This is a genomic window from Micromonospora sp. WMMD723 (genome assembly GCF_049863385.1).
Taxonomy (GTDB): domain Bacteria; phylum Actinomycetota; class Actinomycetes; order Mycobacteriales; family Micromonosporaceae; genus Micromonospora; species Micromonospora wenchangensis.
In genome coordinates this window covers 1,010,048-1,036,323 of sequence record NZ_JBMKNR010000001.1, presented here as the reverse complement: position 1 = coordinate 1,036,323, position 26,276 = coordinate 1,010,048, and the positions used below count along the sequence as shown (strand labels likewise).

The 26,276-nt window shown below is 72.4% G+C and carries 20 protein-coding genes and 1 pseudogene; 14 read left to right on the top strand and 7 right to left on the bottom strand.

Annotated features, from left to right (window positions below):
- Positions 1 to 136: 136 nt before the first annotated feature.
- Positions 137 to 1,588, top strand: a complete 1,452-nt coding sequence (locus ACN261_RS04635) for a M1 family metallopeptidase (RefSeq protein ID WP_421486925.1) — start codon at positions 137 to 139, stop codon at positions 1,586 to 1,588.
- 16 nt (positions 1,589 to 1,604) lie between these two features.
- Here ACN261_RS04635 and ACN261_RS04630 read toward each other — a convergent pair whose 3' ends face one another.
- Complete coding sequence (locus ACN261_RS04630; protein ID WP_421484097.1) at positions 1,605 to 2,729, bottom strand: LCP family protein; 1,125 nt, start codon at positions 2,727 to 2,729, stop codon at positions 1,605 to 1,607.
- Positions 2,730 to 2,852: 123 nt separating this feature from the next.
- On the opposite strand from ACN261_RS04630, the gene ACN261_RS04625 reads away from it, so the two are divergent.
- Together ACN261_RS04625 and guaA are read left to right on the top strand one after the other, a co-directional pair.
- Positions 2,853 to 4,553 carry an FAD-dependent oxidoreductase gene (locus tag ACN261_RS04625; RefSeq protein ID WP_421484095.1) on the top strand — a complete coding sequence of 567 codons (1,701 nt, stop codon included), beginning with the start codon at positions 2,853 to 2,855 and terminating at the stop codon, positions 4,551 to 4,553.
- A gap of 78 nt (positions 4,554 to 4,631) precedes the next feature.
- Positions 4,632 to 6,188 carry a glutamine-hydrolyzing GMP synthase gene (gene guaA, locus ACN261_RS04620; RefSeq protein ID WP_421484093.1) on the top strand — a complete coding sequence of 519 codons (1,557 nt, stop codon included), beginning with the start codon at positions 4,632 to 4,634 and terminating at the stop codon, positions 6,186 to 6,188.
- Between the two features lie 7 nt (positions 6,189 to 6,195).
- Here guaA and ACN261_RS04615 read toward each other — a convergent pair whose 3' ends face one another.
- On the bottom strand, positions 6,196 to 6,576 hold the full coding sequence (locus tag ACN261_RS04615) for a PspC domain-containing protein (protein WP_421484092.1): 381 nt from the start codon (positions 6,574 to 6,576) through the stop codon (positions 6,196 to 6,198).
- A gap of 144 nt (positions 6,577 to 6,720) precedes the next feature.
- Here ACN261_RS04615 and ACN261_RS04610 point away from each other — a divergent pair, with 144 nt between their 5' ends.
- From ACN261_RS04610 to ACN261_RS04600, 3 genes are all read left to right on the top strand, one after another.
- Positions 6,721 to 7,671 (top strand): NUDIX domain-containing protein, encoded by a 951-nt coding sequence (locus tag ACN261_RS04610; protein WP_421484090.1) that lies wholly within the window; start codon positions 6,721 to 6,723, stop codon positions 7,669 to 7,671.
- Between the two features lie 85 nt (positions 7,672 to 7,756).
- On the top strand, positions 7,757 to 8,767 hold the full coding sequence (locus tag ACN261_RS04605; protein ID WP_425848591.1) for an NUDIX domain-containing protein: 1,011 nt from the start codon (positions 7,757 to 7,759) through the stop codon (positions 8,765 to 8,767).
- 367 nt (positions 8,768 to 9,134) lie between these two features.
- A complete protein-coding gene (locus ACN261_RS04600) occupies positions 9,135 to 10,064 on the top strand; it encodes a CDP-alcohol phosphatidyltransferase family protein (protein ID WP_421484088.1) in 930 nt (309 codons plus the stop codon).
- 64 nt (positions 10,065 to 10,128) lie between these two features.
- Here ACN261_RS04600 and ACN261_RS04595 read toward each other — a convergent pair whose 3' ends face one another.
- The 3 genes and pseudogenes from ACN261_RS04595 to ACN261_RS04585 form a co-directional block, all read right to left on the bottom strand.
- The gene (locus tag ACN261_RS04595; RefSeq protein ID WP_421484087.1) at positions 10,129 to 11,376 is read right to left on the bottom strand and encodes a phosphatidylserine decarboxylase; all 1,248 of its coding nucleotides are present in this window, start codon (positions 11,374 to 11,376) and stop codon (positions 10,129 to 10,131) included.
- A 426-nt stretch (positions 11,377 to 11,802) separates the two neighbouring features.
- Positions 11,803 to 12,063 (bottom strand): annotated as a pseudogene (locus ACN261_RS04590) (hypothetical protein); the annotation flags it as partial.
- Positions 12,060 to 13,640, bottom strand: a complete 1,581-nt coding sequence (locus tag ACN261_RS04585; protein WP_421484086.1) for a PspC domain-containing protein — start codon at positions 13,638 to 13,640, stop codon at positions 12,060 to 12,062. The pseudogene ACN261_RS04590 and the gene ACN261_RS04585, both read right to left, overlap by 4 nt.
- A gap of 168 nt (positions 13,641 to 13,808) precedes the next feature.
- Here ACN261_RS04585 and ACN261_RS04580 point away from each other — a divergent pair, with 168 nt between their 5' ends.
- From ACN261_RS04580 to ACN261_RS04545, 8 genes are all read left to right on the top strand, one after another.
- Entirely contained in the window at positions 13,809 to 15,077 is a 1,269-nt protein-coding gene (locus tag ACN261_RS04580) for a PspC domain-containing protein (RefSeq protein WP_425848587.1), read from the top strand.
- Between the two features lies 1 nt (position 15,078).
- On the top strand, positions 15,079 to 15,765 hold the full coding sequence (locus tag ACN261_RS04575) for a response regulator (RefSeq protein WP_425848585.1): 687 nt from the start codon (positions 15,079 to 15,081) through the stop codon (positions 15,763 to 15,765).
- Positions 15,766 to 15,933: 168 nt separating this feature from the next.
- Positions 15,934 to 17,127: a thioester domain-containing protein gene (locus ACN261_RS04570; protein ID WP_421484082.1), complete on the top strand. Its 1,194-nt coding sequence runs from the start codon at positions 15,934 to 15,936 to the stop codon at positions 17,125 to 17,127.
- Positions 17,128 to 17,804: 677 nt separating this feature from the next.
- Positions 17,805 to 19,448: a peptide ABC transporter substrate-binding protein gene (locus tag ACN261_RS04565; RefSeq protein ID WP_421484080.1), complete on the top strand. Its 1,644-nt coding sequence runs from the start codon at positions 17,805 to 17,807 to the stop codon at positions 19,446 to 19,448.
- A 153-nt stretch (positions 19,449 to 19,601) separates the two neighbouring features.
- The gene (locus ACN261_RS04560) at positions 19,602 to 20,528 is read left to right on the top strand and encodes an ABC transporter permease (RefSeq protein WP_421484079.1); all 927 of its coding nucleotides are present in this window, start codon (positions 19,602 to 19,604) and stop codon (positions 20,526 to 20,528) included.
- Between the two features lie 75 nt (positions 20,529 to 20,603).
- Positions 20,604 to 21,575, top strand: a complete 972-nt coding sequence (locus ACN261_RS04555) for an ABC transporter permease (protein ID WP_421484077.1) — start codon at positions 20,604 to 20,606, stop codon at positions 21,573 to 21,575.
- Between the two features lie 26 nt (positions 21,576 to 21,601).
- On the top strand, positions 21,602 to 22,630 hold the full coding sequence (locus ACN261_RS04550) for an ABC transporter ATP-binding protein (protein WP_204925028.1): 1,029 nt from the start codon (positions 21,602 to 21,604) through the stop codon (positions 22,628 to 22,630).
- On the top strand, positions 22,623 to 23,636 hold the full coding sequence (locus tag ACN261_RS04545; protein ID WP_204924936.1) for an ABC transporter ATP-binding protein: 1,014 nt from the start codon (positions 22,623 to 22,625) through the stop codon (positions 23,634 to 23,636). The genes ACN261_RS04550 and ACN261_RS04545 overlap by 8 nt, the downstream gene beginning before the upstream one ends.
- 83 nt (positions 23,637 to 23,719) lie before the next feature.
- Here ACN261_RS04545 and ACN261_RS04540 read toward each other — a convergent pair whose 3' ends face one another.
- Together ACN261_RS04540 and ACN261_RS04535 are read right to left on the bottom strand one after the other, a co-directional pair.
- Complete coding sequence (locus ACN261_RS04540) at positions 23,720 to 24,088, bottom strand: chorismate mutase (protein ID WP_204924937.1); 369 nt, start codon at positions 24,086 to 24,088, stop codon at positions 23,720 to 23,722.
- Between the two features lie 267 nt (positions 24,089 to 24,355).
- On the bottom strand, positions 24,356 to 26,206 hold the full coding sequence (locus tag ACN261_RS04535; RefSeq protein WP_421484075.1) for a bifunctional metallophosphatase/5'-nucleotidase: 1,851 nt from the start codon (positions 26,204 to 26,206) through the stop codon (positions 24,356 to 24,358).
- Positions 26,207 to 26,276 lie beyond the last annotated feature (70 nt).

Genomic DNA, 26,276 nt, shown 5'->3' with positions numbered 1-26,276 from the left:
GCGGCCGGCCGGCTCCCTTGTGGGTCGGCCGGCCGGACCGTCCACCCCGCCTGCGGTCCGGCGTTGCGGGCACGTGCGGCCCGTCGGGTCGGTAGGCTGCGCGGACGGCGGCGGCGAACGGGGGACGAAGGTGGCCATCAGCCGGAACCGGCGCGGGGTCGCGCTGCTCGTCACCGTGGCGCTCGCCCTGGCCGGCTGCACCGCCGACCCGGAACCCCGGCGGGAACCCCGGTCGACCCCGACGCCCGGGGCGACCCCGGGGGTGACCCCCGGCCCGGCCGGCGTCGGCGACCCGTACTTCCCGACCGCCGGCAACAGCGGGTACGACGTCGAGCGGTACACCCTCAAGGTCCGCTACGACCCGGCCAGCGACGAGTTGCGCGGCGACGCCACCGTCCGGGCCACCGCCGAGGCCGACCTGCCGCTGTTCCACCTCGACCTGGCCGGGCTGACGGTGCGCCGGGTGACCGTGGACGGCACCCCGGCCCGGCACACCCGCGAGGGCACCGAGCTGGTGGTCACCCCGGCCGCGCCGGTCCGCGCCGGGACGGCCTTCACCGTCCAGGTCGGGTACGACGGCCGGCCGGAGCCGTTGCCCAACGAGACGATCGGCGAGGGCGGCTGGCTGCACACCACCGACGGCGCGGTCGCGCTGGGCCAACCCGAGTCGGCGAGCACCTGGTTCCCGGTCAACGACCACCCCTCCGACAAGGCCGCCTACGACTTCGAGATCACCGTGCCGAAGGGGTTGGTCGCGGTCGCCAACGGGGTGCCGAGGGGGCAGCGCCCGGCGGCCGGCGGCTTCACCACGTGGCGCTGGTCGGAGGCCGCCCCGATGGCCAGCTACCTGAGCACCGTGGTGATCGGGAAGTACCGCACCACCACCGGTGAGCACCGGGGCCGGCCGGTGTTCAGCGCGGTCGCCGACAGCCTGCCCCGAGGGTCGGCCGACGAGTCGATCGCCCGTACCGTGACGGTCGCCGACTACCTGGAGAGCGTCTTCGGGCCGTACCCGTTCGCGGCGTACGGCGGGGTGGTGGTCGACGAGCCCCGGATCAGGTACGCGTTGGAGACGCAGAGCCGGCCGGTCTACTCGGCCAACTTCTTCCGGGGCGGTGAGAACACCGGGGTGGTCGCGCACGAGCTGGCCCACCAGTGGTTCGGCGACAGCGTGTCGGTGGCCCGCTGGGCGGACATCTGGCTCAACGAGGGGCTGGCCACGTACGCCGAGTGGCTCTGGGCCGAGCACGAGGGCCGGGACACCGCGCAGGCCACCTTCGACCAGCAGTACGCCGCCTCCGACGACGGGGTGTGGCGGGTGCCGCCGGCCGCGCCCGGGGCGGCGAACCTGTTCAGCGAGTCGGTCTACCAGCGGGGCGCGATGGCGGTGCACGCGCTGCGGGTGACCGTCGGCGACGACGCGTTCTTCCGCCTGTTGAAGACCTGGGCGGCCGAGAAGCGCAACGGCAACGCCACCACCGCCGAGTTCGTGGCGACGGCCGAGCGGGTCGGCGGGCGGCAGCTCGACGACCTCTTCGCCGCCTGGCTGTACGGCACCGAACGTCCCGCGCCGCCCACCCGCCGCTGAGCGCGCACCCCGGCGGTCAGTTCTTGACCCGCAGCTCGGGGTGGGCGTCCAGGTAGGTCTCCGCCCTGCCGGCCTTGAGCGCGGGCAGGAACCCCTTGCCGACGCTGGTGAGCTGCTCACCCCGGTAGCTGCCGCCCCTGCCCACCCCGTCGCCGGGCAGCCCGACCAGGGTGATCCGGTCGGCGCTCAGCCCACCGAGGGCGTACGCCAGGTCGACGACGCGGGGGCCGCCCGCGTAGACCAGGGTGTCGCCGAGCGCCGACACCACCTGCTCCACCCGGTCGGGCTGGCGGGCCAGGTTCTCGTTGAGGATCTTGGCGGCCAGCGCCCGCAGGAGCTGCTGCTGGTGGCGCTGCCGGGCGTAGTCGCCGCCGGCGATGTAGCGCTGCCGGGCGTAGTCCAGCGCCTGCCAGCCGTTGAGGTGCCGCTCACCCTTCTCGTAGACCATCTGCGGGCCGGTGTATCCGCCGCCGCCCCGGGCCGGCTCGCGGTACTTGCCGTCCGGCCGGCGGTGCAGCGAGGGGACCCGCTGGTCGACGTAGAGGTCCACCCCGCCGAGGCTGTCGACCAGCCGGTCGAAGCCGTTGAAGGTGACCACCGCACCGGCGTCGAAACGCAGCCCGGTGTACCCGGCGACCGTGCTGCGCAGCAGCTCGTACCCCTGGGCGGCGCTGGGGTTCTTGGGCTTGCCCGGCACCCGGCTGCCGTAGCTCATCGCGTGGGTGAGCTTCGTCCGGCCGCCCCCGTAACCCGACTTCGGGAACTTCGGGATGTCGACCACCAGGTCGCGGGGGAGCGAGAAGAGGTACGCCCGGTCCAGCCCGGCCGGCACGTGCAGGATCAGCACCGCGTCGCCGTGCGGTTCCCAGCCGGGCACGCTGACCCGGGTGTCCACCCCGACCAGGAGCAGGTTGAGCGGGCCGGTGATCGAGGCCCCGGGGGGTGGGGTCGGGCTGGGGGTGGGGCTGGGCGTCGGCGTCGGGCCGGTGGTCGTGGCGGCCGGCCCGGCCGTACGCCGTGGTTCGTCGTCGCGGACCACCCGGGTCACCACCAGGGCGGCCACCCCCACCAGGACGACCACGGCCAGGGCGGCCAGCCCCCACACCCAGCGTGGTCGTCCCGTTCCGGTTTCCTGAGTCATCGCTCGCCACCCCCGTCTGCACAACGCTTCGACCGGCCCTGCGGGTTGCGGTCGGCGACGGTCAGCATGATCGCGCGAAATCCGGCACTGGCGCGATGGCTACCCGCCGGTAATGATGCGGTCATGCGGTACGACGTGCTCGTCATCGGCTCCGGCTTCGGCGGCAGCGTCACCGCGCTGCGGCTGGCCGAGAAGGGCTACACCGTCGGGGTGCTGGAGGCGGGCCGGCGGTTCGCCGACGACGAGTTCCCGCAGACCTCCTGGCGGCTGCGCCGGTTCCTCTGGGCCCCCCGCCTGGGCTGCTACGGGCTGCAACGGATCACCCTGCTCCGCCCGGCCGCCCGGGGTACCGCGAGCGGGGTGCTGGTGCTCTCCGGTGCCGGCGTCGGCGGTGGCTCCCTGGTCTACGCGAACACCCTCTACCAGCCACCGGACGCCTTCTACGCCGATCCGCAGTGGCGTGACGTCACCGACTGGCGGGCGGAACTCGCCAGCCACTACGACCAGGCCGGACGGATGCTCGGGGTCACCCCGTACCCCCGACACACCGGCGCGGACCGGGCGATGCGGGCGGTGGCCGAGCGGATGGGCGTCGGGCACACCTTCGGTCCGACCCCGGTGGGGGTGCACCTCGGCCGCCCCGGGCAACGGGTGGCGGACCCGTACTTCGGCGGGGCGGGGCCGGAGCGCACCGGCTGCACGCACTGCGGGTCGTGCCTGACCGGCTGCCGGCACGGCGCCAAGAACACCCTGGTCAAGAACTACCTGTGGCTTGCCGAACGGCTCGGCGCGCGGGTCCACCCGTTGACCACGGTCACCGCCGTACGGCCGGCCGACGGCGGGGGCTACCTGGTGCACGCCGTGCGTACCGGTGCCTGGTTGCGGCGGCGTCGCCAGGTGTTCCACGCCGACCAGGTGGTCTTCGCGGCCGGCGCGCTCGGCACCCAGCGGCTGCTGCACGCGATGAAGCAGACCGGCGCGCTGCCCCACCTGTCGGACCGCCTCGGCGCGTTGACCCGGACCAACTCGGAGGCGATCCTCGGCGCGTCGGTCGACCGCCGGCAGGCCCGGCGGCGGGGGCTGGACTTCACCGACGGGGTGGCGATCACCAGCTCGTTCCATCCCGACCCGCAGACCCACGTCGAGCCGGTCCGCTACGGCCGGGGCGCGAACGCGATGGGGTTGCTCCAGTCGCTGCTGGTCGACGGCGGCCCGCACCGGGTCCGGCGCTGGCTGGGCGCGGTCGTGCGGCAGCCCCGGCTGGCCGCCCGGATGCTCTCGGTGCGGCACTGGTCCGAGCGGACGGTGATCGCCCTGGTGATGCAGTCGGCGGACAACTCGCTCACCACCCGCTGGCAGCGGGGGCCGCTGGGCCGGCGGCGGCTGGTGTCCGGCCCCGGGCACGGCGCACCTCATCCGACCTGGATCCCGGCCGGCAACCGGGCGGTCCGGCTGCTCGCCGAGGAGATCGGTGGCACCCCGGGCGGGGCGCTCACCGAACCGTTCGACGTCCCGCTGACCGCGCACCTGCTCGGCGGGGCGGTGATCGGCGCCACCCCGGCCGACGGCGTGGTCGACCCCTGGCACCGGGTGTACGGCCACCCGGGGCTGCACGTGGTCGACGGGGCGGCGGTCTCGGCGAACCTCGGGGTGAACCCGTCGTTGACGATCACCGCGCAGGCGGAGCGGGCGATGTCGTACTGGCCGAACCGGGGGGAGGCGGACCCCCGGCCGCCGCTCGGGTCGGCGTACACCCGGGTGGCGGCGGTGCGTCCCCGGCACCCGGCGGTCCCGGCGGACGCCCCCGGCGCGCTGCGCGGCTGACCGGCGCCGACCGGGCGCGCCGCGCCCGGGGCCGGCCCGTGCCGGCGGCGGGTGTGACTGTCGGTAGGCTCTGCCCACATGAGCACGCCTCGCCCCGTCCTCGTGGTGGACTTCGGAGCCCAGTACGCCCAGCTCATCGCGCGCCGGGTGCGCGAGGCGAAGGTCTATTCGGAGATCGTCCCGCACTCCATGCCGGTCGCCGAGATGCTGGCGAAGGACCCGGCCGCGATCATCCTGTCCGGCGGCCCGTCCAGCGTCTACGCCCCGGACGCCCCGCAGATCGACGCCGGGCTGTTCGACGCGGGCGTCCCCGTCTTCGGCATCTGCTACGGCTTCCAGGCGATGGCCCAGGCGCTCGGCGGCACGGTCGCCCGGACCGGCAACCGGGAGTACGGCGGCACCCCGCTGCGTCCCCGGCTGCTCGACCCGGGGGTGCTGCTGCGGGACCTGCCGGCGGACCTGCCGGTCTGGATGAGTCACGGCGACGCGGTGACCGAGGCCCCCGCCGGATTCACGGTGACCGCCGAGTCGGCCGGTGCCCCGGTCGCCGCCTTCGAGGACCTGGCCGGCCGTCGGGCCGGTGTGCAGTTCCACCCCGAGGTGGGGCACACCGCGCAGGGGCAGGAGATGCTCAGGCGTTTCCTCTACGACATCGCCGGCATCGAGCCCACCTGGACCCCGCAGAACATCATCGACGAGCAGGTGGCCCGGATCCGGGCCCAGGTCGGCGACAAGGAGGTCATCTGCGGCCTGAGCGGCGGGGTCGACTCGGCCGTCGCCGCCGCGCTGGTGCACCGGGCGGTCGGTGACCAGCTCACCTGCGTCTTCGTCGACCACGGGCTGCTGCGGGCCGGCGAGGCCGAGCAGGTGGAGAAGGACTACGTCGCGGCCACCGGCATCACGCTCAAGGTGGTCGACGCGGCCGACCGGTTCCTCGGCGCGCTGGCCGGGGTGACCGACCCGGAGCAGAAGCGGAAGATCATCGGCCGGGAGTTCATCCGGGTCTTCGAGGCCGCCGCGCGGGAGATCGCCGCGCACGGCGACGTCGAGTTCCTGGTGCAGGGCACCCTCTACCCGGACGTGGTCGAGTCCGGCGGTGGCACCGGCACCGCCAACATCAAGAGCCATCACAACGTCGGCGGCCTCCCGGAGGATCTGAAGTTCGCCCTGGTCGAGCCGCTGCGCACGCTGTTCAAGGACGAGGTCCGGGCGCTCGGGCTCCAGCTCGGCCTGCCCGAGGCGATGGTCTGGCGGCACCCGTTCCCGGGGCCGGGCCTGGCCATCCGGATCATCGGCGCGGTCGACCGCGAGCGCCTCGACCTGCTGCGCCAGGCCGACCTGATCGCCCGGGAGGAGTTGACGGCTGCCGGCCTGGACCGGGGCGTCTGGCAGTTCCCGGTGGTGCTCCTGGCCGACGTGCGCAGCGTCGGGGTGCAGGGTGACGGGCGCAGCTACGGGCATCCCGTGGTGCTGCGCCCGGTCTCCAGCGAGGACGCGATGACCGCCGACTGGTCCCGGCTGCCCTACGAGGTGGTGGCCCGGATCTCCACCCGGATCACCAACGAGGTCGCCGAGGTCAACCGGGTGGTCCTGGACGTGACCAGCAAGCCGCCGGGCACCATCGAGTGGGAGTGAGCGGGGTTCAGCCGGCCGTCGGCGGGGTCGCCGGCGGCTGAGGCTGTCCTCCGGTCGCCGGCCCGCCCGGCTGCGGCCAGCCGGCCGGCTCCGCCGGGTGCGGCCAGGTCGGCTGGGCGGTCGGCTGCGGCTGCGCCGCCGGGTCCGCCGGGTGCGGCCAGGCCGGCGCGCCGGCCGGCTCCTCGGGCATCAGGAACCACATGACCGGGTACGCCAGCGCGGCGACACCGCCGGTGACCAGGGTCGCCACCGCGAACAGCACCCGGACCAGGGTGGGATCGACGGCGAAGTAGCGGCCGAGGCCGCTGGCGACGCCGGCCACCATCCGGTCGGTGGTCGGCCTGCGGAGTTGTTTGTACGGGGCGTGGGGGGTGCTCGTCGAGGTCATGTCTCCACGGTCCGCGCCGGCCGCCCCGTCGACCTCGGTGACCGCCCGGAGTCCTACCCTGATCGATCCCTGAGTGACCAGCCCTGAGTCAGGAATCCGACTCTTTTCCGCGTCGGTAACGCGACCCGGGGAGAATTTGGCTCCGTGACCACCTTGCTGGAGCCGCTCCGCAGGATCGCGGCATATGCAGTCTGTGCAGATTCAGTCGGCCGAGTGTTGCTGGTCCGCGCATCGGAGCGCTCCGGCACCCCCGGCGTATGGTCCCTGCCCGGTGGGGCGGTCGACCACGGCGAGGACCCGAACCACACCGTCGTCCGGGAGACCGCCGCCGAAACGGGCCTCTCGGTCGCCGTCGCCGGCCTGGCCGACGTCCTGGCCGACATGCGCGCCCTGCCCGAGCGGGGCATCACCATCCACACCGACCGCCTGATCTACCAGGTGTCGGTACGCGGCGGCACCCTCACCGACCGGGTGGACCGCTCCACCGACCTGGCCCGCTGGTACACCCTCGACGAGGCGCGGGAGCTGCCGCTGCGGGCCTTCACCGCCCGCGCGCTCGGGCTGCCGGCGTCCTCGGCCGACGTGGTCCCCGACGAGGCCCCCGAGTTCCCCTCGTTCTACGCCGTGCCCGGCCCGGACGGGCTGCACCGGGCGCAGCGCTTCGCCGCGTACGCGGTGGCCACCGACCCGGCGGGCCGGGTGCTGCTGACCAGGGTCTCCGACGGCTACCCGGGCGCGGGCTGCTGGCACCTGCCCGGCGGCGGCACCGACTACGGTGAGCAGCCGGGTGCGGCGCTGATCCGGGAGCTGGTCGAGGAGACCGGGCAGACCGGCCGGCTGGTCGAGCTGCTCGGGGTGGCCAGCCACCGTGACGCCGCCTCGCTCGGCCCGGAGGGCTACCCGATCGACTGGCACGGCGTGCGGGCCTTCTACCGGGTGATGGTCGACCAGCCCGCCCCGCCGACCGTCACCGACGTGGGCGGCTCCACCTGCGAGGCCCGCTGGTTCGCCCGGGACGAGTTGGGTGCCCTGCCCACCGACCGGCTCACCGAGGTCACCGCCGAGGCGGTCCAGGCCGCCCGGCTCACCGCCTGACCCACCCCGCCCGCCGGCGGCGTCGGTGGCACCACCGGCGGCCCGGTGCGACGGCACCCGCCCCGCCCGGACGACCGCTAGCCTCATGATCGACGGCGGATCGCGCGGGCGGGGGAGTGACGTGCAGGAGCGACGACGGATCGCGGCGTACGGCTGGTGCACCGACGAGACCGGCCGGGTGCTGTTGGTACGCGGGCGACGCGCAGCCGGCGACCCCACCGGCGACCCGGCGTCCGATCCGGCGGCGGGGTCCTGGCAGTTGCCCGGGGGCGTCGTGCGGCACGCGGAGCATCCGGCCGACACCGTGGTCCGCGAGTGCGCCGGGCAGTCCGGGCTGACCGTCGCGGTCGCCGGGATACGCGCCGCCGTGGCCGACCTGACCGCTACGGACCCGGCGGACGCCGTCGGGCCGGTACACACCGACCGGCTGGTGTTCGACGTCACTATCCCCGGCGACCCGGCGGTGGCCGCGGGAGCGCCGCCGTCGGCGGTCGGCGACGGTGACGGCCCCGGTGAGCTGGCCTGGTGCACCCCGCAGGAGGCGGCGACGCTGCCGCTGGTGCCGTTCACCGCCGACCTGCTCGGCCTGCCCGTCCCGCCGCCGCCCGCCGGCCCGTCGCCAGGCGTGCCGGTCGAGCCGGTGGTGACGGAGTCGACCGACCGGCGGCAGCGGTTCGCCGCGTACGGGCTGGTCACCGATCCCGACGGGCGGGTGCTGCTCACGATGATCGCGCCCGGCTATCCGGGTGCCGGACTCTGGCACCTGCCCGGCGGCGGGACCGATCACGGTGAGCAACCGGTTGACGGTCTGTTACGGGAACTGGTGGAGGAATCGGGTCAGCGTGGCCGGGTCGTCAGGCTGATTCTGGTCGACAATCTTCACAATCCGGGCGCGATGGGCCCCGAGGGTCGCCCGCTGGACTGGCACGGCGTACGGGTGATCTACCGGGTGCTCGTCGACGAGCCGACCGGGCCGGTCGTGACCGAACAGGCCGGCGGATCGACGGCCGGCGCTGCCTGGTTTACGTCTTCCCAGCTCAGCGGCTTGGCGATGACTGATGTCGCGGTGCTGGCGACCCGGTGGGTGGTCGGCTGACGGACGCTCGCCGAGCCGACCTGGTGGTGCTCCGGTAAAGTCGGCCCTGCGGTTGGCGAAGAAAACGGGCGCTGAAGCCCGAAAAACGGACCCAGAAGTCCGAGATGGGAACAAGGCAGCGGTTTGCGCGGTTAACGAGGTTATAAGTACCGCCGGCAGCTATCGCCAACCACCACGCCGCTGTGTAATGGTGTACTCCGCTTGAACGGCTGCCGGGCCAAGAGCGGTCCGGCACGAGACAGCCGGACACCCGCCCGCACGGGCGGCCAGCCGATCCGGTGATGGAGGAAACGTGCCGAGAGCCCCATGGCGCCGGCGTCGTACGACTGACAGTCCGCGCCCCGCAGGGCGTCGCTGGGCGGGCCGGTTGCGCCGCAGCAGCACATTCGCCCGCCAGGTACTGCTGGTCCGGGTGGGTCGCCGGGACGGTGACCAGCTCAACGGCACCGACCTGGTCCTTCCCGAGCACCGCGTCGACCGCCAGCGTCGCCGGTACGGCTTCGACCGTCGCGGGATCACCCTCGACCGCGCCGAGATCGAGGCGGTCGCCCCGGTCAGCCCGGTCCTGGGCCCCACCACACCGGTCGACGAGTCGCCCGCGATGGCGATCCCGCTGCTCCCCGGCGCGCGTACCCCCGCCCGGCGGATGAAGTTCGCGCTGGTCAACGCCTGCACCCTGGCGAGCCTGGTGCTCGGCATCAACGCCATCTTCGTCGCCATGAACGGCCAGCCCCGGATCGCGGCCCTGCTGCTGATCGCCTGCGTCGCGTTCGACGGCCTCGACGGCGCGCTCGCCCGGAAGTTCGGCGTGGCCAGCCCGTTCGGCGCCCAGATGGACTCGCTGGCCGACATGTGCTCCTTCGGCCTGGCCGCCCCGGTGGTGGTCTACGCCTCGCTGGCCGGATCGGCCCCCACCGCCGCGGCGGCGGTCGCCGCAGCCCTGGTCGCGTCATGTGCCGCGATCAGGCTCGCCCGGTTCAACGTCTCGCCCAAGGACGGCCGGTTCTTCTGCGGCGTACCCACCACGATGGCGGCGGCCGTGCTCGCGCTCGGCGTGGCCATCGAACTGCCGCTGCCGGCCGTCGTGCAGATCGGCGGGGTGGCGCTGCTCGCCTTCACGATGGTCTCCAGCTTCCCGTACGCCAAGCTGGCCCGGTTGGTCAAGCTTCCGCCGTGGCTGTGGCTGGCCCCGGCCGTCGGCGCACTCGTCGACATCCGGCTCACCTTCGCCCTCGTGGTGGTGGGCTACCTGGTCAGCGGGCCGCTGCTCTGGCTGCACCAGCGCCGTACCGCCTGATCCGTCCGCAGTTGCACGACAGGGGCGCCGCGATCGCGGCGCCCCTGTTCGCGTGGTCGTCGGCTCAGCTCCAGCGGGCGATGACCGAGGAACCACCGACCACCTTGTCGCCGGGGCCGACCAGCGGCGTGGCGGCGTCGGCCGGCAGGTAGACGTCGGTACGGGAGCCGAAGCGGATCAGCCCGAACCGCTCCCCCCGGGCCAGCAGCGCCCCCACCGGAGCCCGCTGCACGATCCGCCGGGCGATCAACCCGGTGCGCTGCGCCACCACCACCGTGCCGTGTGCGGTGTCCAGCACCGTGTAGGCGGCGACGTTGTGCTCCGCGTCCGGCTTCATCGCGTTGACGAAGCCGCCGTCGGCGACGAAGTAGTCGACCACCTTGCCGGCCACCGGTGAACGGTTGACGTGCACGTCCAGCACCGACAGGAAGACCGCGATCCGCAGCCACTCGCCGTCGCCGAACCGCTCGTCGTGCAGCCGTTGCACCGACAGCACCTGACCGTCGGCGGCGGCGACCACCGCGGACGGGTCCTCCGGCACGTCCCGCTGCGGGTCCCGGAAGAACGCCGCCACCGGGGCGGCGGCCAGCGCCGGCACCAGCCACAGCTTCGACTTCGGCCGGGCGACCCGGGCGACGGCGGCCAGGCCGAGCGCGATACCGGCCGCGGCGACCCCGTTCGAGTCGATGTGCATGCCCCGGGTCAGCGGCACGCTCGACGGCCGGTACGCCGGGGCGAGCCGGGCGGCCGACGCGGCACCGGCCGGGGTGAACCTCAGGTGGTGCACCCGTACCGGCGGGGAGTTGCGTACCACCAGGTCGGAACGCACACCGTGCAGGACGCCCTGCCGGTCCAGTTCGGCGGCGGCCCCCTCGGTGCGGAACACCGGCGCGGCGACGCTGAGCACCGCGCCGTCGGTCAGGTACTTGGTGAGGCCGTCGACGGCGTCGCGGGTCTGCTCGCCGGTCCCGGTGAACGGCTCGGCGGCGATGACCAGTTCGGCGGCGTCCGCCTCGGCCAGGGAGTCGACCACCCGTACCCGGTCGGCGACCCAGCGGCCCTGGGCCGTCACGTGGTCGCGCAGCGTGGCGGCGTCGGTCGTCGGGTCCGGCACGACGGTCAGCGTGTCGCCCGGCAGCAGCGCGTCGATCGCCGCGGCGAGGACCGCGGCCCCGGGGGCCGCACCCACCAGCAGGGCTGCCTTCGGGTCGTTGCGTCGGGCGAGTTCGGCGACGAGGGTACGGGCGGCACGCTCGCCGATGCGGACCGGACCGAACGGACCGGAGGGGCGCACGGCGGGGGACTGGGTCATCTCGGGCGGGCTCCTGACGGGGTAGACGGACGTCGCGGCGGGACCGCCTCGGGGTGCCGGGACCAGGCGCACCCGGGCCGGCACCCGGGCCGCCTGGCGCGGCCACCGGCGGGGCTCGCCCGGCGGAGGCGGGATCTCCCCGGCCAGCATACGAGCCGGCACGGGCCGACCGCACCGGCGCGGTCAGCCCGGTGGCCGTGGTCAGGTGCCCGGTGGACCGGTGACCGGGTCGTCGGCCGGCCACCGGCGGGTGTCCCCGTCGCCGACCCGGGCCGGCTCGTCCTGTCCGGGTCGACGGTCCACCGCGCCCGGCCGTCCCGGCTCGTCCGCCGGGTCGCCGAGGCGCAGTTCGGCGGTGTCCCGCCAGCCGGCCCGGTCGTCGGGCCCACCCACGGGACCGTCCGGCGGGCTGCCCACCGGTCGACCCGCCGGGCCGGTCGTCGGGCCGGCCGGGGCCGGCGTGGGGGTTGCGCCGCCGGCGGCCGGCGGCACGGCGTCGGTGGTCCGCGCCGACCGCACCGCGCCGACCAGGCCGAGCAGCCCGATCAGCACCAGAGCGCCGGCCAGGAACCAGCCCACCGCCGGCAGGGCCAACCCGAGGATCTGGGCCAGCAGCCACCAGAGGGCGAGGCCGACGAAGAGCAGCCCGAAGACGAACGACACCAGGTCGGTGCGGTGGGCCTTCACCGGGTCACCTCCAGGTTGCCGGCGTTGACCTGGACGGTGAGCCGCAGCGTGCCGCCGCCGGCTCCGTCCGGGCCGAGGTCGCTCACCTGCCGTGCCTGTCCCTCGAATCCGGCGCTACGTCGCCCGAACACGGTCGCCTCCCCGGCCTTGACGTTGGTCACCACGGTGACGTCAACGTTCGGCGGGACCACGATGGTGGCCGCCCCGAAGTTGACCACCACGGTGATGTCGGTGTCCCGCTTGTCGAAGTCCACCGCCCGCAGGTCCAGGGTGGTGTCGCCGAAGCTGTTCTCGTAGCGGTCGGCCAGCTCCCGGTAACTGGTCGGTGCCCAGGTGACCGCTCCGTCGACGCCCCGGACCCGGTCGTAGGACTCGGCGACGGTGGCGACGGCGAGCGCGGCGGCGGCGACCAGACCGAGGGCGATCAGCCAGCGGGCCCGCCCGAACCAGGTGCCCACCAGCAGGCCGAGCCCGATGGTGGCGAGCACCGCCGCGAAGTAGCCGGCCGCGCCGATCGGGAAGACGTCCAGCAGGTCCAGGATGGCCACCACGCCGAGGACCAGGAAGATCAGCGAGAAGGTCGCGGCACCCAGCGCCGAGCGTTCCTTCGGCTTCTTCGGCGGCTTGACCCGGGGCGCGGGCGGGGGCGGGGGCGGGCCCGCCTGGGCGTACGGACCGCGCGGGGCGAACGGTGGCCGGTAGCCCGTACCGGGTGACGGCGGGACCACGACCGGTGCGGCGGCCGGTCGACCGGGCACCGGTGGGCGGGGCGGCCAGCCCGGAGCTTCCGCCCGGGTGGCGGTGACCTCCATCGGCCGGGCCGGCGGCCAGGGCGGCGGCGCAGCCGTCGGTCCCTGTGCGGGCCAGCCCACCGCACCACCGGTCCGGGGGGCCGCCGGGGCGCCGGCCGGGAACGGCACGGCGGGTACGGGCGGGGTGAACGGTGCGGGCGCCGGGTAACCGACCGGGGGCACCGGTCCGGGCGGCCCGGCCGGTGCGGGGGCCGGACCGGCGGCGGCGAAGCCGGACCGGCCGTCCCGGTTGAGCAGCAGCGCGCCGCCGATCAGGATCGCCGCGCCCAGCAGCACCGCCCGGAACGCGTCGGTGACGATGTAGCCGAAGCTGACCGCGACCAGGATGGTCAGCACGATCACGGTGATCGGGGACATGCTCGACCGGCCCCGCCCGAGCATCGACTCCAGCGGGGAGGCGCTGTCGCCCTCGCCCGGAATGATCAACCAGGCGGCCACGTAGACCAGGATGCCGACCCCGCCGAAGAACCCGAGCACGGCGAGCAGCACCCGCCAGAGCACCGGGTCGGTGTTGGTGGCCCGGCCGATCGCCGCGCAGACCCCGGCGAGGTAGCGGCCGTCGCGGGGCCGGATCAGGCCGTACCGGGAGGTGAAGCTGGCCCCGCCGGACGGCGGGGGGTAGCCACCGGGCGGCGGTGGCGCGTCGTCGCCCCCCGTGGGCGACGCGGGCGCCATGGGGTCCGGCCCGGCGGCGGGACCGGGCGGTGGCGTACCACCCGGTGCGGCCACCGAAGGGTACGGCGGCGGGGCGGGGTCCTCGGTCATGACTCGATCCTGCGCCGTCGTCGGGCCGGCTTGCCTCCGGAACCGACCCTGACCCCACCCTGAGATCCCGGCGGGCGGATGTCGGGGGCGTCCCCGTGGTCGGCGGCGTCCCGGGCGTGTGACGATCGGAGCGGCACCGTACCGCCAGGTGTCCGTCCACCACCCATCGTGACCAGGGAGCCTCCGATCAGCGTCGTGACCCCGCCGCCACCCCGCCTCTACCGGGCGCCCGAGCACCGGTTGGCCGCCGGGGTGGCCGCCGGCATCGCCGACCATCTCGGCATCTCGGTGCTGCGGGTCCGCGTCGCGTTCATGGTGCTGCTCGGGCTCAGTGGCCTGGGCCTGCTGCTGTATGCGGCGTTCTGGGCGGTGGTTCCGCTGCGCCCCGGCGACACCGCCACGCCGCCCCGGCGCGACCCCGGGCAGTTGCTGCCGTTCGTGGCGATCGGTCTCGGTGTGCTGCTGGTCCAGGTGATGCTCTTCGACTCGGTGGGCGCGGCGGGCACCGCCGGCTGGCTGGTGGCGATCATCGCGGTCGGCGCCGGGGTGATCTGGCACCAGTCCGCGCCGGAACGTCGTCGGCAGTGGACCGGGTCGATGCCGGTGCCGTGGCTCGGCGCGGTGGTGGAGGAGACCGACCGGCGGGCCCTCGTGCTCCGCTTCGCCGGGGGCGCGGTGCTGGTCGCCGTCGGCATCATCGGCGTGGCGGCGGTCTACTCGCCGGTGCAGAACCTCGACGCGGTGGTCAACGGCCTGATCTTCGCGCTGGTCGGGCTGGTCGGCGTCGGGGTGGTCGTCGCGCCGGTGCTGTGGCGGACGTGGAACCAGCTCCGCTCGGAACGGGAGGGGCGCATCCGCGAGCAGGAGCGTGCCGAACTGGCCGCGATGGTGCACGACCAGGTGCTGCACACCCTCGCCCTGATCCAGCGCAACGCCAGCGACGTCAAGACGGTGCAGCGCCTCGCCCGGGGTCAGGAACGGTCGTTGCGCAACTGGCTCTACAAGCCGACCGCCTCGCCCACCGAGCGGTTCGCGGCGGCGCTGGAGCAGGCCGCCGCCGAGGTGGAGGACACCTTCGCGATCACCGTCGAGGCGGTGGTGGTGGGCGACCGGGAGACCGACGAACGGGTGGGCGCGCTGGTGGCGGCGGCCCGGGAGGCGTTGGTCAACGCGGCCCGGCATGCCGGGGTGCAGACGGTGTCGCTCTATGCCGAGGTCGAGCCGGAGCAGGTGAGCGTCTTCGTCCGGGACCGGGGCAAGGGCTTCGACCCGGATACCGTGGAGGATCACCGGCACGGGGTCCGAGGGTCGATCATCGGGCGGATGAAACGGCACGGTGGCCGGGCGGAGATCCGTTCCGAGCCCGGGGAGGGGACGGAGGTCCGGTTGATGCTGCCCATCACCGGCACCGGCTCCACGGCGGAAAGGGACAACTGAGATGGCGGAGCAGTCGATGGAACCGGGGTCGGGCACGCCGGACCGCGCGCAACGGTTGAGGGTCTTCCTGGTCGACGACCACGCCATGTTCCGGGCCGGGGTCCGGGCCGAACTGGGGGCGCACGTCGAGGTGGTGGGGGAGGCGAGCACGGTGGCCGAGGCGGTCGCCCGGATCGCCGCCACCGGGCCTGACGTGGTGCTGCTCGACGTCCACATGCCCGACGGCGGCGGGCGGGCGGTACTGGACGCGATGCGCCGCACCCACCCGCAGGTGAAGTTCCTCGCGCTGAGCGTGTCCGACGCCGCCGAGGACGTGATCGGGCTGATCCGGGCGGGTGCCCGGGGCTACGTGACCAAGACCATCTCCCCGGACGAGCTGACCGACGCGATCCGCCGGGTGGCCGACGGGGACGCCGTGTTCAGTCCCCGGCTGGCCGGGTTCGTGCTGGACGCCTTCGCCGCCCGGCCGGACGCCCCGGTCGCGGACCCCGAGCTGGACCAGCTCACCAACCGCGAGCGCGAGGTGCTGCGCCTGCTCGCCCGGGGGTACGCGTACAAGGAGATCGCCAAGGAGCTGTTCATCTCGATCAAGACGGTCGAGACGCACGTGTCGAACGTGCTGCGCAAGCTCCAGATGTCCAACCGGTACGAGTTGTCCCGCTGGGCGGCGGACCGACGACTCGTCTGACACCTCCCATTCCGGGAGCATCGCCCCAGGGCTGACAAGAGATCAATTCGTGTCGCATAATGCCCCGTCGCCTTCGCGCGTGCGGGTGGTGTCACGACCCCGCCCGGGGGCGACGCACACCGGCCCGCCGGGAGCGGGCCGACCCCTGGGGAGAGGTGCACGGAACTGATGTTCGGAGAACGAGGACGACGCTGGGCGGGTATCGCCACGGCGCTCGTCACCGGTGGCGCGCTGGTGCTCACCGCAGCCGGTCCGGCCGCCGCCGAGCCGGCGACGAAGGGCGTGGCGCGGGCGGTGCCGGGCACCAGCGTCACGCTGAAGCTGGACGGTCGGGCGCAGAAGACCTCGGCGCTGGCCCTGGAGTTGAAGGACGGCACGGTGCCGGTCTTCTGCATCGACTTCCACACCCCGGTGGCCCGCAACGGCGAGTACGCCGAGGGCAGCTGGGACGAGTCGGAGGTGAAGAACCTCGGCCGGGTGCAGTGGGTGCTCACCCACGGCTACCCCAACGCCGACCGGGCGAAGCTGCTCGCCGCGGCCGGGGCGAGCCTGCCCGCCGGGCTGCCCGACTCCCGGCGCGACGCGCTGCTCTACTTCGGTACCCAGACGGCCGTCTGGCACTTCAGCGACGGCATCACCCTGGGTGACTGGGAGCGGGGTCTGACCGCTGCGGCCGAGTACGACGTGATCCGCCGGGTGCACGACTACCTGGTGCGCAACGCCACCGACCAGCCGGAGCCGAAGGCCGAGCTGAGCCTGGACCCGGCCTCGGCCACCGCGACCACCGGCGGGCGGGCCGGACCGTTCACCGTGCACGGGCCGGCCGGGGAGATCGCGCTGAAGGTCGAGGGCGGCAGCGCCGTCGACGCCGAGGGGCGTCCGGTCGGCACGACCACCAACGGCGGCCGGTTCTGGCTGACCGCCACCACCACCGGCCGGGTCACCGTGACGGTCTCGGCCCCGGACTCGGTCTCCTTCGGGCGGGTCTTCCTCTTCTCCGGCGGCAAGAACGCCAAGCAGAAGCTGATCCTGGGTGGCAGCACCGGCACCTCGGTCACCGCCGACGCGGCGGCGACCTTCGCCGCCGCCCCGGCCTCGCCGTCGCCGTCGGCCTCGCCGTCCGGGTCGCCGACCCCGTCGCCGTCGCCCTCGACGGCGTCCCCGTCGCCGTCGGCCCCGGCGGAGTCCTCGTCGCCGCCGGCCAGCCCGGCGCCGTCGACCTCGCCGGCCAGCAACGGCGGTGGCCTGCCGCTGACCGGGTCGCCGATCGCGCTGGCCGCCCTGGCCGGGATGGCGCTGCTGGCGTTCGGCGCGGTGGCCGTGCTGCTGGTCCGCCGCCGCCGGATCCGCTTCACCGTCTGAGGTACGGGTTCCTCCGGCCCCGGCACCCGCGACGGTGCCGGGGCCGGCCCGTCTCCGCCGGCCCTCACCGACCCCACCGGTGGTGGGGACACCACCGACGACGGGTACGGACCGGCGAACCGGTATCGTCGGCCGGCCGGGCGGGACTTTGCTCCGCCCGGCGGAAGTCACCATCATCCGGATGGTCGAAATCGGCCAACTCTCGGTCGACGTCGAACCGCCTCGACCGGACGGCGGGAAAGCTCACACTTGCTACTCGCCGGTCACCACCCGGTGGAGCGGACTTGCTGTCTTTCCTGCTCAGAGCGGTACGACCAGGGCATCTCATGATCTTTTCTCAAGTATCGGCAACATGGCGGGCAACTAACGGCTTGATAACGGCACCTTCACGTAATGGGCCGGTGGGTGTCACAGTGGCAGCACCTCACCCCTGACGTGAGGCACCCGTGTGTCCCGGTCGACCACGTCACCGCTGCCCATGGCGCGGATCGTGGTCGTCGAGCCTGCCCGGGGGCCGAGTGCGGGAGTGCGGTGGCCCGGCGGATCGGTACCCCTGGGGTGTCCCGATTTCTCTGCGGTAACCGGTGATCCGCAACACAGGATCGCCGTGCGGTGTCACCCCCCAACGTGCGTGAAACCCACGACGGAACCAGGTTAGAAAGAGGAGGCCCCTCGGAATGAGAGTCTCGAAGCGGGCGAGCGGCGCCATCGCGGTGGGTGCGGCGTTCGCGCTCATCGCGTCCGGCTGCTCCAGCGGTAACGACGACGAAGGCAGCAGCGGCGCCAGCAGCTCGGACGGGGCCATCGTCGTCGACGGCACCGAGCCGGAGAACCCCCTGGTTCCGGCGAACACCACCGAGACCGGTGGCGGCAAGATCATCGACTGGCTCTGGACCGGTCTGGTCGAGTACCCCAACAACGGTGGTGCGCCGCAGAACGCGCTGGCCGAGTCGATCGAGACGACCGACTCCAAGCTCTACAAGATCAAGATCAAGCAGAACACGAAGTTCCACGACGGCACCGTCGTCAAGGCCAAGAACTTCGTGGACGCCTGGAACTGGGGCGCGTACTCGCCGAACGGCGCGCAGAACGCCAGCTTCTTCGCCGACATCGCCGGCTTCGCCGACGTGAACACCTCCGACCCGGACGGTGACGGCCCGAAGAAGGCGCCCGAGCCCAAGGCCAAGGAGATGTCCGGCCTCAAGGTCGTCGACGACTGGAACTTCGAGGTCACGCTCTCCGCGCCGACCGCCGTGTTCCCGACCAAGCTCGGCTACAGCACCTTCATGCCGCTGCCGGACGCCTTCTTCTCGCAGGGCGCCGAGGCCTTCGGCAAGAAGCCGATCGGCAACGGCCCGGTCAGCTTCGTCTCGTGGGAGAACAACGTCGCGATCAAGCTGACGCGGTTCGACGACTACAACCTGCGCGACAAGATGAAGATTAAGGACGTCAACGTCAAGATCTACCAGGACGACACGGCGGCCTACAACGACCTGGTCTCCAACAACCTGGACTTCCAGCAGCAGGTTCCGGTCTCCTCGCTGGCCGGCGACAAGTGGAAGGCCGACCTGGCCGACCGCGCGGTCGCGTCGACCACGCCGTCCACCGGCATCATCGCGTTCCCGATCTACGACAAGCGCTTCCAGAACCCGAAGCTGCGCAAGGCGATCTCGCTGTCGATCAACCGGCAGGAGATCACCGACAAGATCTTCTTCGGTAACCGCAAGCCGGCCGACAGCTGGGCCAACCCGCTGACCCCGGGTGCCAAGCCGGGCAACTGCACCGCCTGCCAGTTCAAGCCGGACGAGGCCAAGCAGCTCCTGACCGAGGCCGGTGGCTTCACCGGGCAGCTGAAGATGTACTACAACGCCGACGCCAGCCACAAGGACTGGATGGAGGCCGTCGCCGGGCAGATCAAGAACACCCTGGGGATCGACGCGGTCGCCGTCGGTGTGCCGACCTTCGCGGTCTTCCGGCAGAACATCAACGCCCACAAGATGGACGGCGCCTACCGTGCCGGTTGGCAGCAGGACTACCCGGACGTCGAGAACTGGATCAACCCGCTCTACGTGACCGGTGGCTCCTCGAACGACGGTCTCTACAGCAACCCCGAGGTGGACGCCCTGGCCAAGCAGGCCAGCTCCGCCCCGAGCCTGGACGCCTCGCACGAGCTGTTCGCCAAGGCGGTCGAGAAGATCGACCAGGACGTTCCGTCGATGCCGATCTACTTCGGTGGCCAGCAGTCCGGTCACTCCGAGAAGATCAAGAAGATGGAGCTGACCAACGTCGGCGAGCTCGACATCACCTCCGTCGAGCTCTGATCCGTTCGGTCTGACCCCGGGTCGGGCTCGCCTACCGGTGAGCCCGACCCGGGGCCGTTCCGCGAGTGGGTGCACCCCACCCCTCGCCACGTTGTCGCCACCCGTGTCGGCCGCACCCCCGCCCCCGGCACCCCTTGTCAGGAGGACCACCCCATGGGCCGTTATCTGGTGAGACGGCTGCTCCAACTCGTCCCGGTGTTCATCGGGACGACGCTGATGATCTACCTGCTGGTGTGGAAGGTCCCCGGGGACCCGTTCGCCGGCAAGTGCGGTGACCGTGGCTGCCCGGACAACTACCGGGCCATGATGACCGAGAAGTTCCAGCTGGATCAGCCCTGGTTCGTGCAGTACGCCACCTACATGAAGAACCTCCTGCAAGGCGACTTCGGGGCCACCTGGTCGGGGCGCGACGTCGGCGAGATCATCGCCACCGCGTACCCGAACACCCTCAAGCTGGCCCTGGTGGCCCTGGCCATCGAGGGTGTCATCGGTCTCACCGCCGGTGTGCTCACCGGCCTGCGCCGCAACGGCTTCCTGGACAACCTGGTCCTGGTCTCCACGCTCTTCCTGATCGCGCTGCCGGTCTTCGTGGTCGGCTTCGTGCTCCAGTGGTTCTTCGGCGTGAAGCTGGGCATCGTCAAGCCGACCGTCTCCAACGAGATGCGGATCTCCGAACTGCTCCTACCCGGCTTCGTGCTGGGCAGCGCGTCGATGGCGTACATCGCCCGGGTGTCGCGCACCAGCATCGCGGAGAACCGCCGCGCCGACTACGTGCGTACCGCGATCGCCAAGGGGCTGCCGATGCGCCGGGTGGTCGGTATCCACCTGCTGCGCAACTCGCTGATCCCGGTGGTGACCCTGCTCGGCACCGACCTCGGCGCGCTGATGGGTGGCGCGATCATCACCGAGGGCATCTTCGGCATCAACGGCATCGGCCGCACCGTGCTGCGGGCGATCGTCACCAAGGAGAGCGCTACCGTTGTCTCCATCGTGGTCGTGCTGGTGCTCGTCTACCTGGTGATGAATCTGCTGGTGGACCTGCTCTACGCCGCGTTGGACCCGAGGATCCGCTATGAGTGAGCGCAGCAGCGAACGAATCGTCATTGCAGTGTGCGCGGGCAACCAGGCCGGCGCCGAGCGCAGCGAGGTGCAGGCATGAGCGACCCGAGTGCCGCTTCGATCGTGAGCACGCCCCGTCCCGAGCAGTTGACCGAGGCAAGTTCCCCGGCCACCGCGGGCCCGGCGGGCAAGAAGGAGAAGCCGCGCAGCCTCCTTGGCGACGCCTGGATCGACCTGCGTCGTAAGCCGCTGTTCTGGATCTCCGCCACCTTCATCGTGCTCTTCGTGGTGATGTCGGCCTTCCCGTCGTTGTTCACCTCCGGTGACCCGACTGCCACCGAGCTCTCCCGCAGCCGGGTCGAGCCCTCCGCCGACGCGTGGTTCGGCTACGACGTGCTCGGGCGGGACGTCTACGCCCGGGTGATCTACGGTGCCAACGCCTCGATCGTGGTCTCGCTGCTCTCCACGATCGGGACCCTGCTGATCGGTGGGACGATCGGCATCATCGCGGGCTACAAGGGCGGCTGGATCGACGGCCTGCTCTCCCGGATCACCGACATCTTCTTCGGCCTGCCGTTCGTGCTCGGCGCGATCGTCATCCTCACCACGTTCAACGGCGCCGGCTCCGACAACGGCGAGTGGGAGATCAAGTTCCTGGTGATCGGCTCGCTGGTGCTGCTGAGCTGGCCGGTGGTGATGCGGCTGATGCGTTCCTCGGTGCTCGCCACCAAGGAGGCCGACTACATCGTGGCGGCCCGCGCGATGGGTGCCAGCACCGGCCGGATCATCTTCAAGCACCTGCTGCCGAACTGCCTGGCACCGCTGCTGGTCTACGGGACGATCATGATCGGCTCCTTCATCGGTGCCGAAGCCACCCTCTCCTTCCTGGGTATCGGCCTGCAGAGCCCGGTGGTCTCCTGGGGCATCATGATCAATGAAGCGCAGAACTACCTCCGGGTCTCGCCCTTCCTGCTCTTCTTCCCCTCCGCGTTCCTCGTCACCGCCGTGCTGAGCTTCGTCATGCTCGGCGAGGCGGTCCGCGAGGCCCTCGACCCGAAGCTCCGATAGGGGAGACCGAAGTGTCCGACATTCTCGTGTCCGAGCAGTCCGCGCCCGGCGCCGACGGATCCGGCCGCCCCTCCGGTCGGCTGCTCGAGGTCGACGACCTGCGGGTGGAGTTCCGCACCCGGGACGGCGTCGCCAAGGTCATCAACGGAGTCACGTACCACGTCGACGCGGGGGAGACCCTCGCCGTGCTCGGCGAGTCCGGCTCCGGCAAGAGCGTCACCGCGCAGACCATCATGGGCATCCTGGACATGCCGCCCGGCTTCGTCACCGGCGGTCAGGTCCGCTTCCACGGCAAGGACATGCTCACCATGTCCGCCGAGGAACGTCGCCGCATCCGTGGCGAGGGCATCGCGATGATCTTCCAGGACTCGCTCTCCGCCCTGAACCCGGTATTCACCGTCGGGTTCCAGATCGCCGAGCAGTTCCGGGTCCGGCGCGGCATGAGCCGCTCCGACGCCAAGAAGCGTGCGATCGAGATGCTCGACCAGGTCAAGATCCCGAACGCCAAGGGCCGGTTCAGCAACTTCCCGCACCAGTTCTCCGGCGGTATGCGGCAGCGCGCGATGATCGCGATGTCGCTGGCCCTCGACCCCGAGGTGCTGATCGCCGACGAGCCGACCACCGCGCTGGACGTCACCGTGCAGGCCCAGATCATGGACCTGCTCGGCGAACTCCAGCGGGAACGCCGGATGGGCATGATCCTGATCACCCACGACCTCGGCGTGGTCGCCGACGTCGCGGACCGGATCGCGGTCATGTACGCCGGCCGGATCGTCGAGGAAGCCGACGTCTACGACCTGTACGCCAAGCCGGCGCACCCGTACACCCTCGGCCTGCTCAACTCGATCCCCCGGCTGGACGAGAAGGGGCAGCAGCTCCGCACCATCAAGGGCCTCCCGCCGAACCTGATGAACATCCCGCCGGGCTGCCCGTTCAACCCGCGCTGCCCCATGGCGCAGCCGGTGTGCCGGGAGACCGTCCCCCCGCTGCTGCAGATCGGCACCGGTCGGGCCAGCGCCTGCCACTTCGCCGAGGAGCTGGTGAACCGTGACTGACAACATCATCGAAGTCCGTGACCTGGTCAAGCACTACCCGGTCACCCGGGGCATCGTGTTCAAGAAGACCATCGGCCAGGTCAAGGCCGTCGACGGCGTCTCGTTCGACCTCAAGGCCGGCGAGACGCTGGGCGTGGTGGGCGAGTCGGGCTGCGGCAAGTCGACGCTGAGCCGGGTCCTGATGAACCTGGAGAAGCCCACCGCCGGCACGGTGCACTACAAGGGCCAGGACATCGCCAAGCTCTCCGGTGGCGCGCTGCGGCGGCTGCGCCGGCAGATCCAGCTGGTGATGCAGGACCCGTACACCTCGCTGAACCCCCGGATGACCGTCGGCGACCTGATCGGCGAGCCGTTCGAGATCCACCCGGAGGTCGCGCCGCGGGGCAGCCGCCGGGACAAGGTCAAGGAACTGCTCGACCTGGTCGGCCTCAACCCGGAGCACATCAACAGGTACCCGCACCAGTTCTCCGGCGGCCAGCGGCAGCGCATCGGCATCGCCCGGGCGCTCGCCCTGCGTCCCGAGGTGATCGTCTGCGACGAGCCGGTCTCCGCCCTGGACGTCTCGATCCAGGCCCAGGTGATGAACCTGCTGGAGAAGCTCCAGAACGAGCTGGGCCTGTCGTACGTGTTCATCGCGCACGACCTGTCGGTGGTCCGGCACCTGTCGGACCGGGTCGCGGTGATGTACCTCGGCAAGATCGTGGAGATCGGCACCGAGGACGAGATCTACGAGCGGCCGACCCACCCGTACACCCAGGCGCTGCTGTCGGCGGTGCCGGTGCCGGACCCGACGCTGCGGGAGAACAAGGCGATCATCCGGCTCACCGGTGACGTGCCCTCGCCGATCAGCCCGCCGTCGGGCTGCCGGTTCCGCACCCGGTGCTGGAAGGCGCAGGACGTCTGCGCCGAGCAGCCGCCGCTGCTGGAGATCCGTCCCGGCTCGGACCACCCGAGCGCCTGCCACTTCGCCGAGAAGCGGGAGATCGTCGCCACGCACGAGGCGTGACACGACCCGGGCCGCCTGCCACCGTCGGACCGACGGCGGCAGGCGGTTCGTCGTTCACCCGGCCCACGCCCGCCGGGTCGCCGCTACAGCGGCCCGCGCCCGGCCCGCAGCAGCAGCAGCGCCAGCTGGGTGCCGTCGGCCCCCAGCTCACTGCGGAAACGTTCCAGGATCTCCCGCTCCCGGGAGAGCACCAGCCGGGTGCCCCCGGAGGCCATCCGGGTCACCCCGACCTCCTGGGACAGCGCCGCGCGCTCCTGCCAGAGCGCGATCAGCGTACGGTCGATCTCGTCGATCCGTTCCCTGATCGCCACGATCCGCTCGGCCGCCACCGTGTCGCCGGTGCCGGTACGGGCGGCCGCGGCTCCGGTCGGGTCGGCCTCCGTGGGCTGCGCCCCGGCCGGATCGTCGTGCCGCGCGGGGCCACCGCTGGACTCCACCACGTCAGTCATCATCGTCGTACCCCTCGGGTCTCGGGCCCGGTGTTCGGATCCCGGGACGAAAAAGCCCCGGGCTCTCCGAGCCCGGGGCTTTCGTAGGTCTGTCGATCAGGCGCGACCCACGGCTGCCGGACTCCCGGTGCCGTAGTAAAAGAAGAACCGCCGCTCGATCACGTCGTCGAGTATGCCGACCGGTGACCGGCCGCGCAAGCACCCGGACGGCCGAGGGAAGGGCCCGCCCGTCGCCGCGTCCACGCGCCGCCGGGGGGCCCTTCCCGCCGGTCAGCCCAGCCGGGTGATGCGGTCCGCCGCCGTGGGGGCGACCGGCGCGCCGGCACCCAGGTACGCCACCAGGGCGTCCACGTCGAAGCCGGGGGCGGTGGTCCGGCCGGTGCCGCCCGCCAGCTCGGTGAACCCGTCCCCGCCGTTGGCGAGGAAGTCGTTCGTGGTGACCCGGAAGCTGGCCGCCGGGTCGACCGGGGTGCCGTTGAGGGCCAGCGCGCTGACCCGCGAGCCGGCCGGCGCGGTGCTGTCGTAGGAGTAGGTCAGCCCCGCCGACGGCTGGAGGATGCGCTGGGTGGTCTGCCCCCTGAAGCCGACGAACTGCTGCTCCAGCACGTCCTTGAGCTGCGCGCCGGTGAACGTCTGGGTGACCACCAGGTTGTTGAACGGCTGCACGGTGAACGCCTCGCCGTAGGTCACCTCGCCCGGCGCCTCGCCACCGGCCGACGCCGCGTACGCCAGGGAGGCCCGTACGCCACCCGGGTTCATCAGCGCGAGCTGCGCCCCGTCGCCCTTCGTGTACGCCAGCTGCGCGTCGGCGATCACGTCACCCAGCGGGCTCTCCCCGTTGGGCCGGGCGTCCCGCACGATGTCGGCGCTGATCTTCCCGACCACCCGGTTGGCGATCGGGGCGACCGCCGTGCGGTACTTGTCGGCCAGCGTCTTCGCGCCCGCGTCGACCAGCGCCGGGTTCTTGGCGAACACCCCGCCGGTCTGCTGCCAGGTCCCGTCGGCGTTGCGCACGCCGTTCTCCACGATCACGTTCTTCGCGGTGATGCCGGTGAACCGGCCGGTCCGCCGGTCCAGCGAGTAGTCGATGTCGGTGACCAGCTGGCCGTTGTTGCCGGCGCTGGTGACCACGCTCGGCTTGCCCGAGGAGTTCGGCAGCGAGCAGGAGTAGAAGCGGTGGGTGTGCCCGGAGACCACCACGCCGAACTCCGGCCGCAGGCCCTTGACGATGTCGACGATCGGGCCGGAGAAGTTGTTGCAGTCGGAGACGCCCGGGGTGGCCGGCGGCGCGGACTGCGCGCCGCCCTCGTGCACCAGCAGCACCATCGCCTTGACACCGAACAGCTTGAGCAGGCCACCCCACTTGTTGGCGGTCTGCACCTCGTCGGTGAAGGTGACGTCCTTGATGCCGGCCGGGTTGACGATGCCCGGGGTGCCCTCCAGGGTGACCCCGACGAAGCCGACGGGCACGCCGCCGACGAACTTCACGTCGATCGGGGGCAGGATCGGCAGCTTGGTCTTCTTGTTGATGGTGTTCGCGGCCAGGTAGGTGAACTTCGCGCCGGCGAAGCCGTCGCCGTCCTGGCAGCCGTCGACCGGGTGGCAGCCGCCCTTGTCGATCCGGAGCAGCTCCTTGACGCCCTCGTCGAACTCGTGGTTGCCGACCGAGCTGACGTCCAGGCCGACCTGGTTCATCAGCTCGATGGTGGGCTCGTCGTGGAAGGCGGCGCTGACCAGCGGGGTGGCCCCGATCAGGTCACCGGCGCCGACGGTGGTGGTGACCCGGCCCTCGGCCTTCGCCTCGGCCCGCAGCTTCTTCAGCCAGGTGGCCAGGTATTCCACCCCGCCGGCCGGGGTGCCGTTGACGGTGGCACCGCTGCCGCCGGGCGGGTCGATCGCGCCGTGGAAGTCGTTGTAGCTGAGGAACTGGCCCTTGACCTCGCCACCCGTCGCGGTGGCGTACGAGACGGCGACCGGGGCGAGGCCGGCCCCGGGGGCGGCGTCGGCCGGCGGCGTGGTGGCGCGGCCGGTGATGGGCAGGCTGGCCACGACGGCCAGGGCGAGGGCCGGCGCGGCGAGGTGACGCAGCACGGCCCGACCGCGCGAGCGCGGTTGACTCATGGTTGTTCTCCCAAGTCGTCTACGGGGGAGCAGGCGGGGATTTCCCGGGTCATCGTCGCGCCTCGGGGCG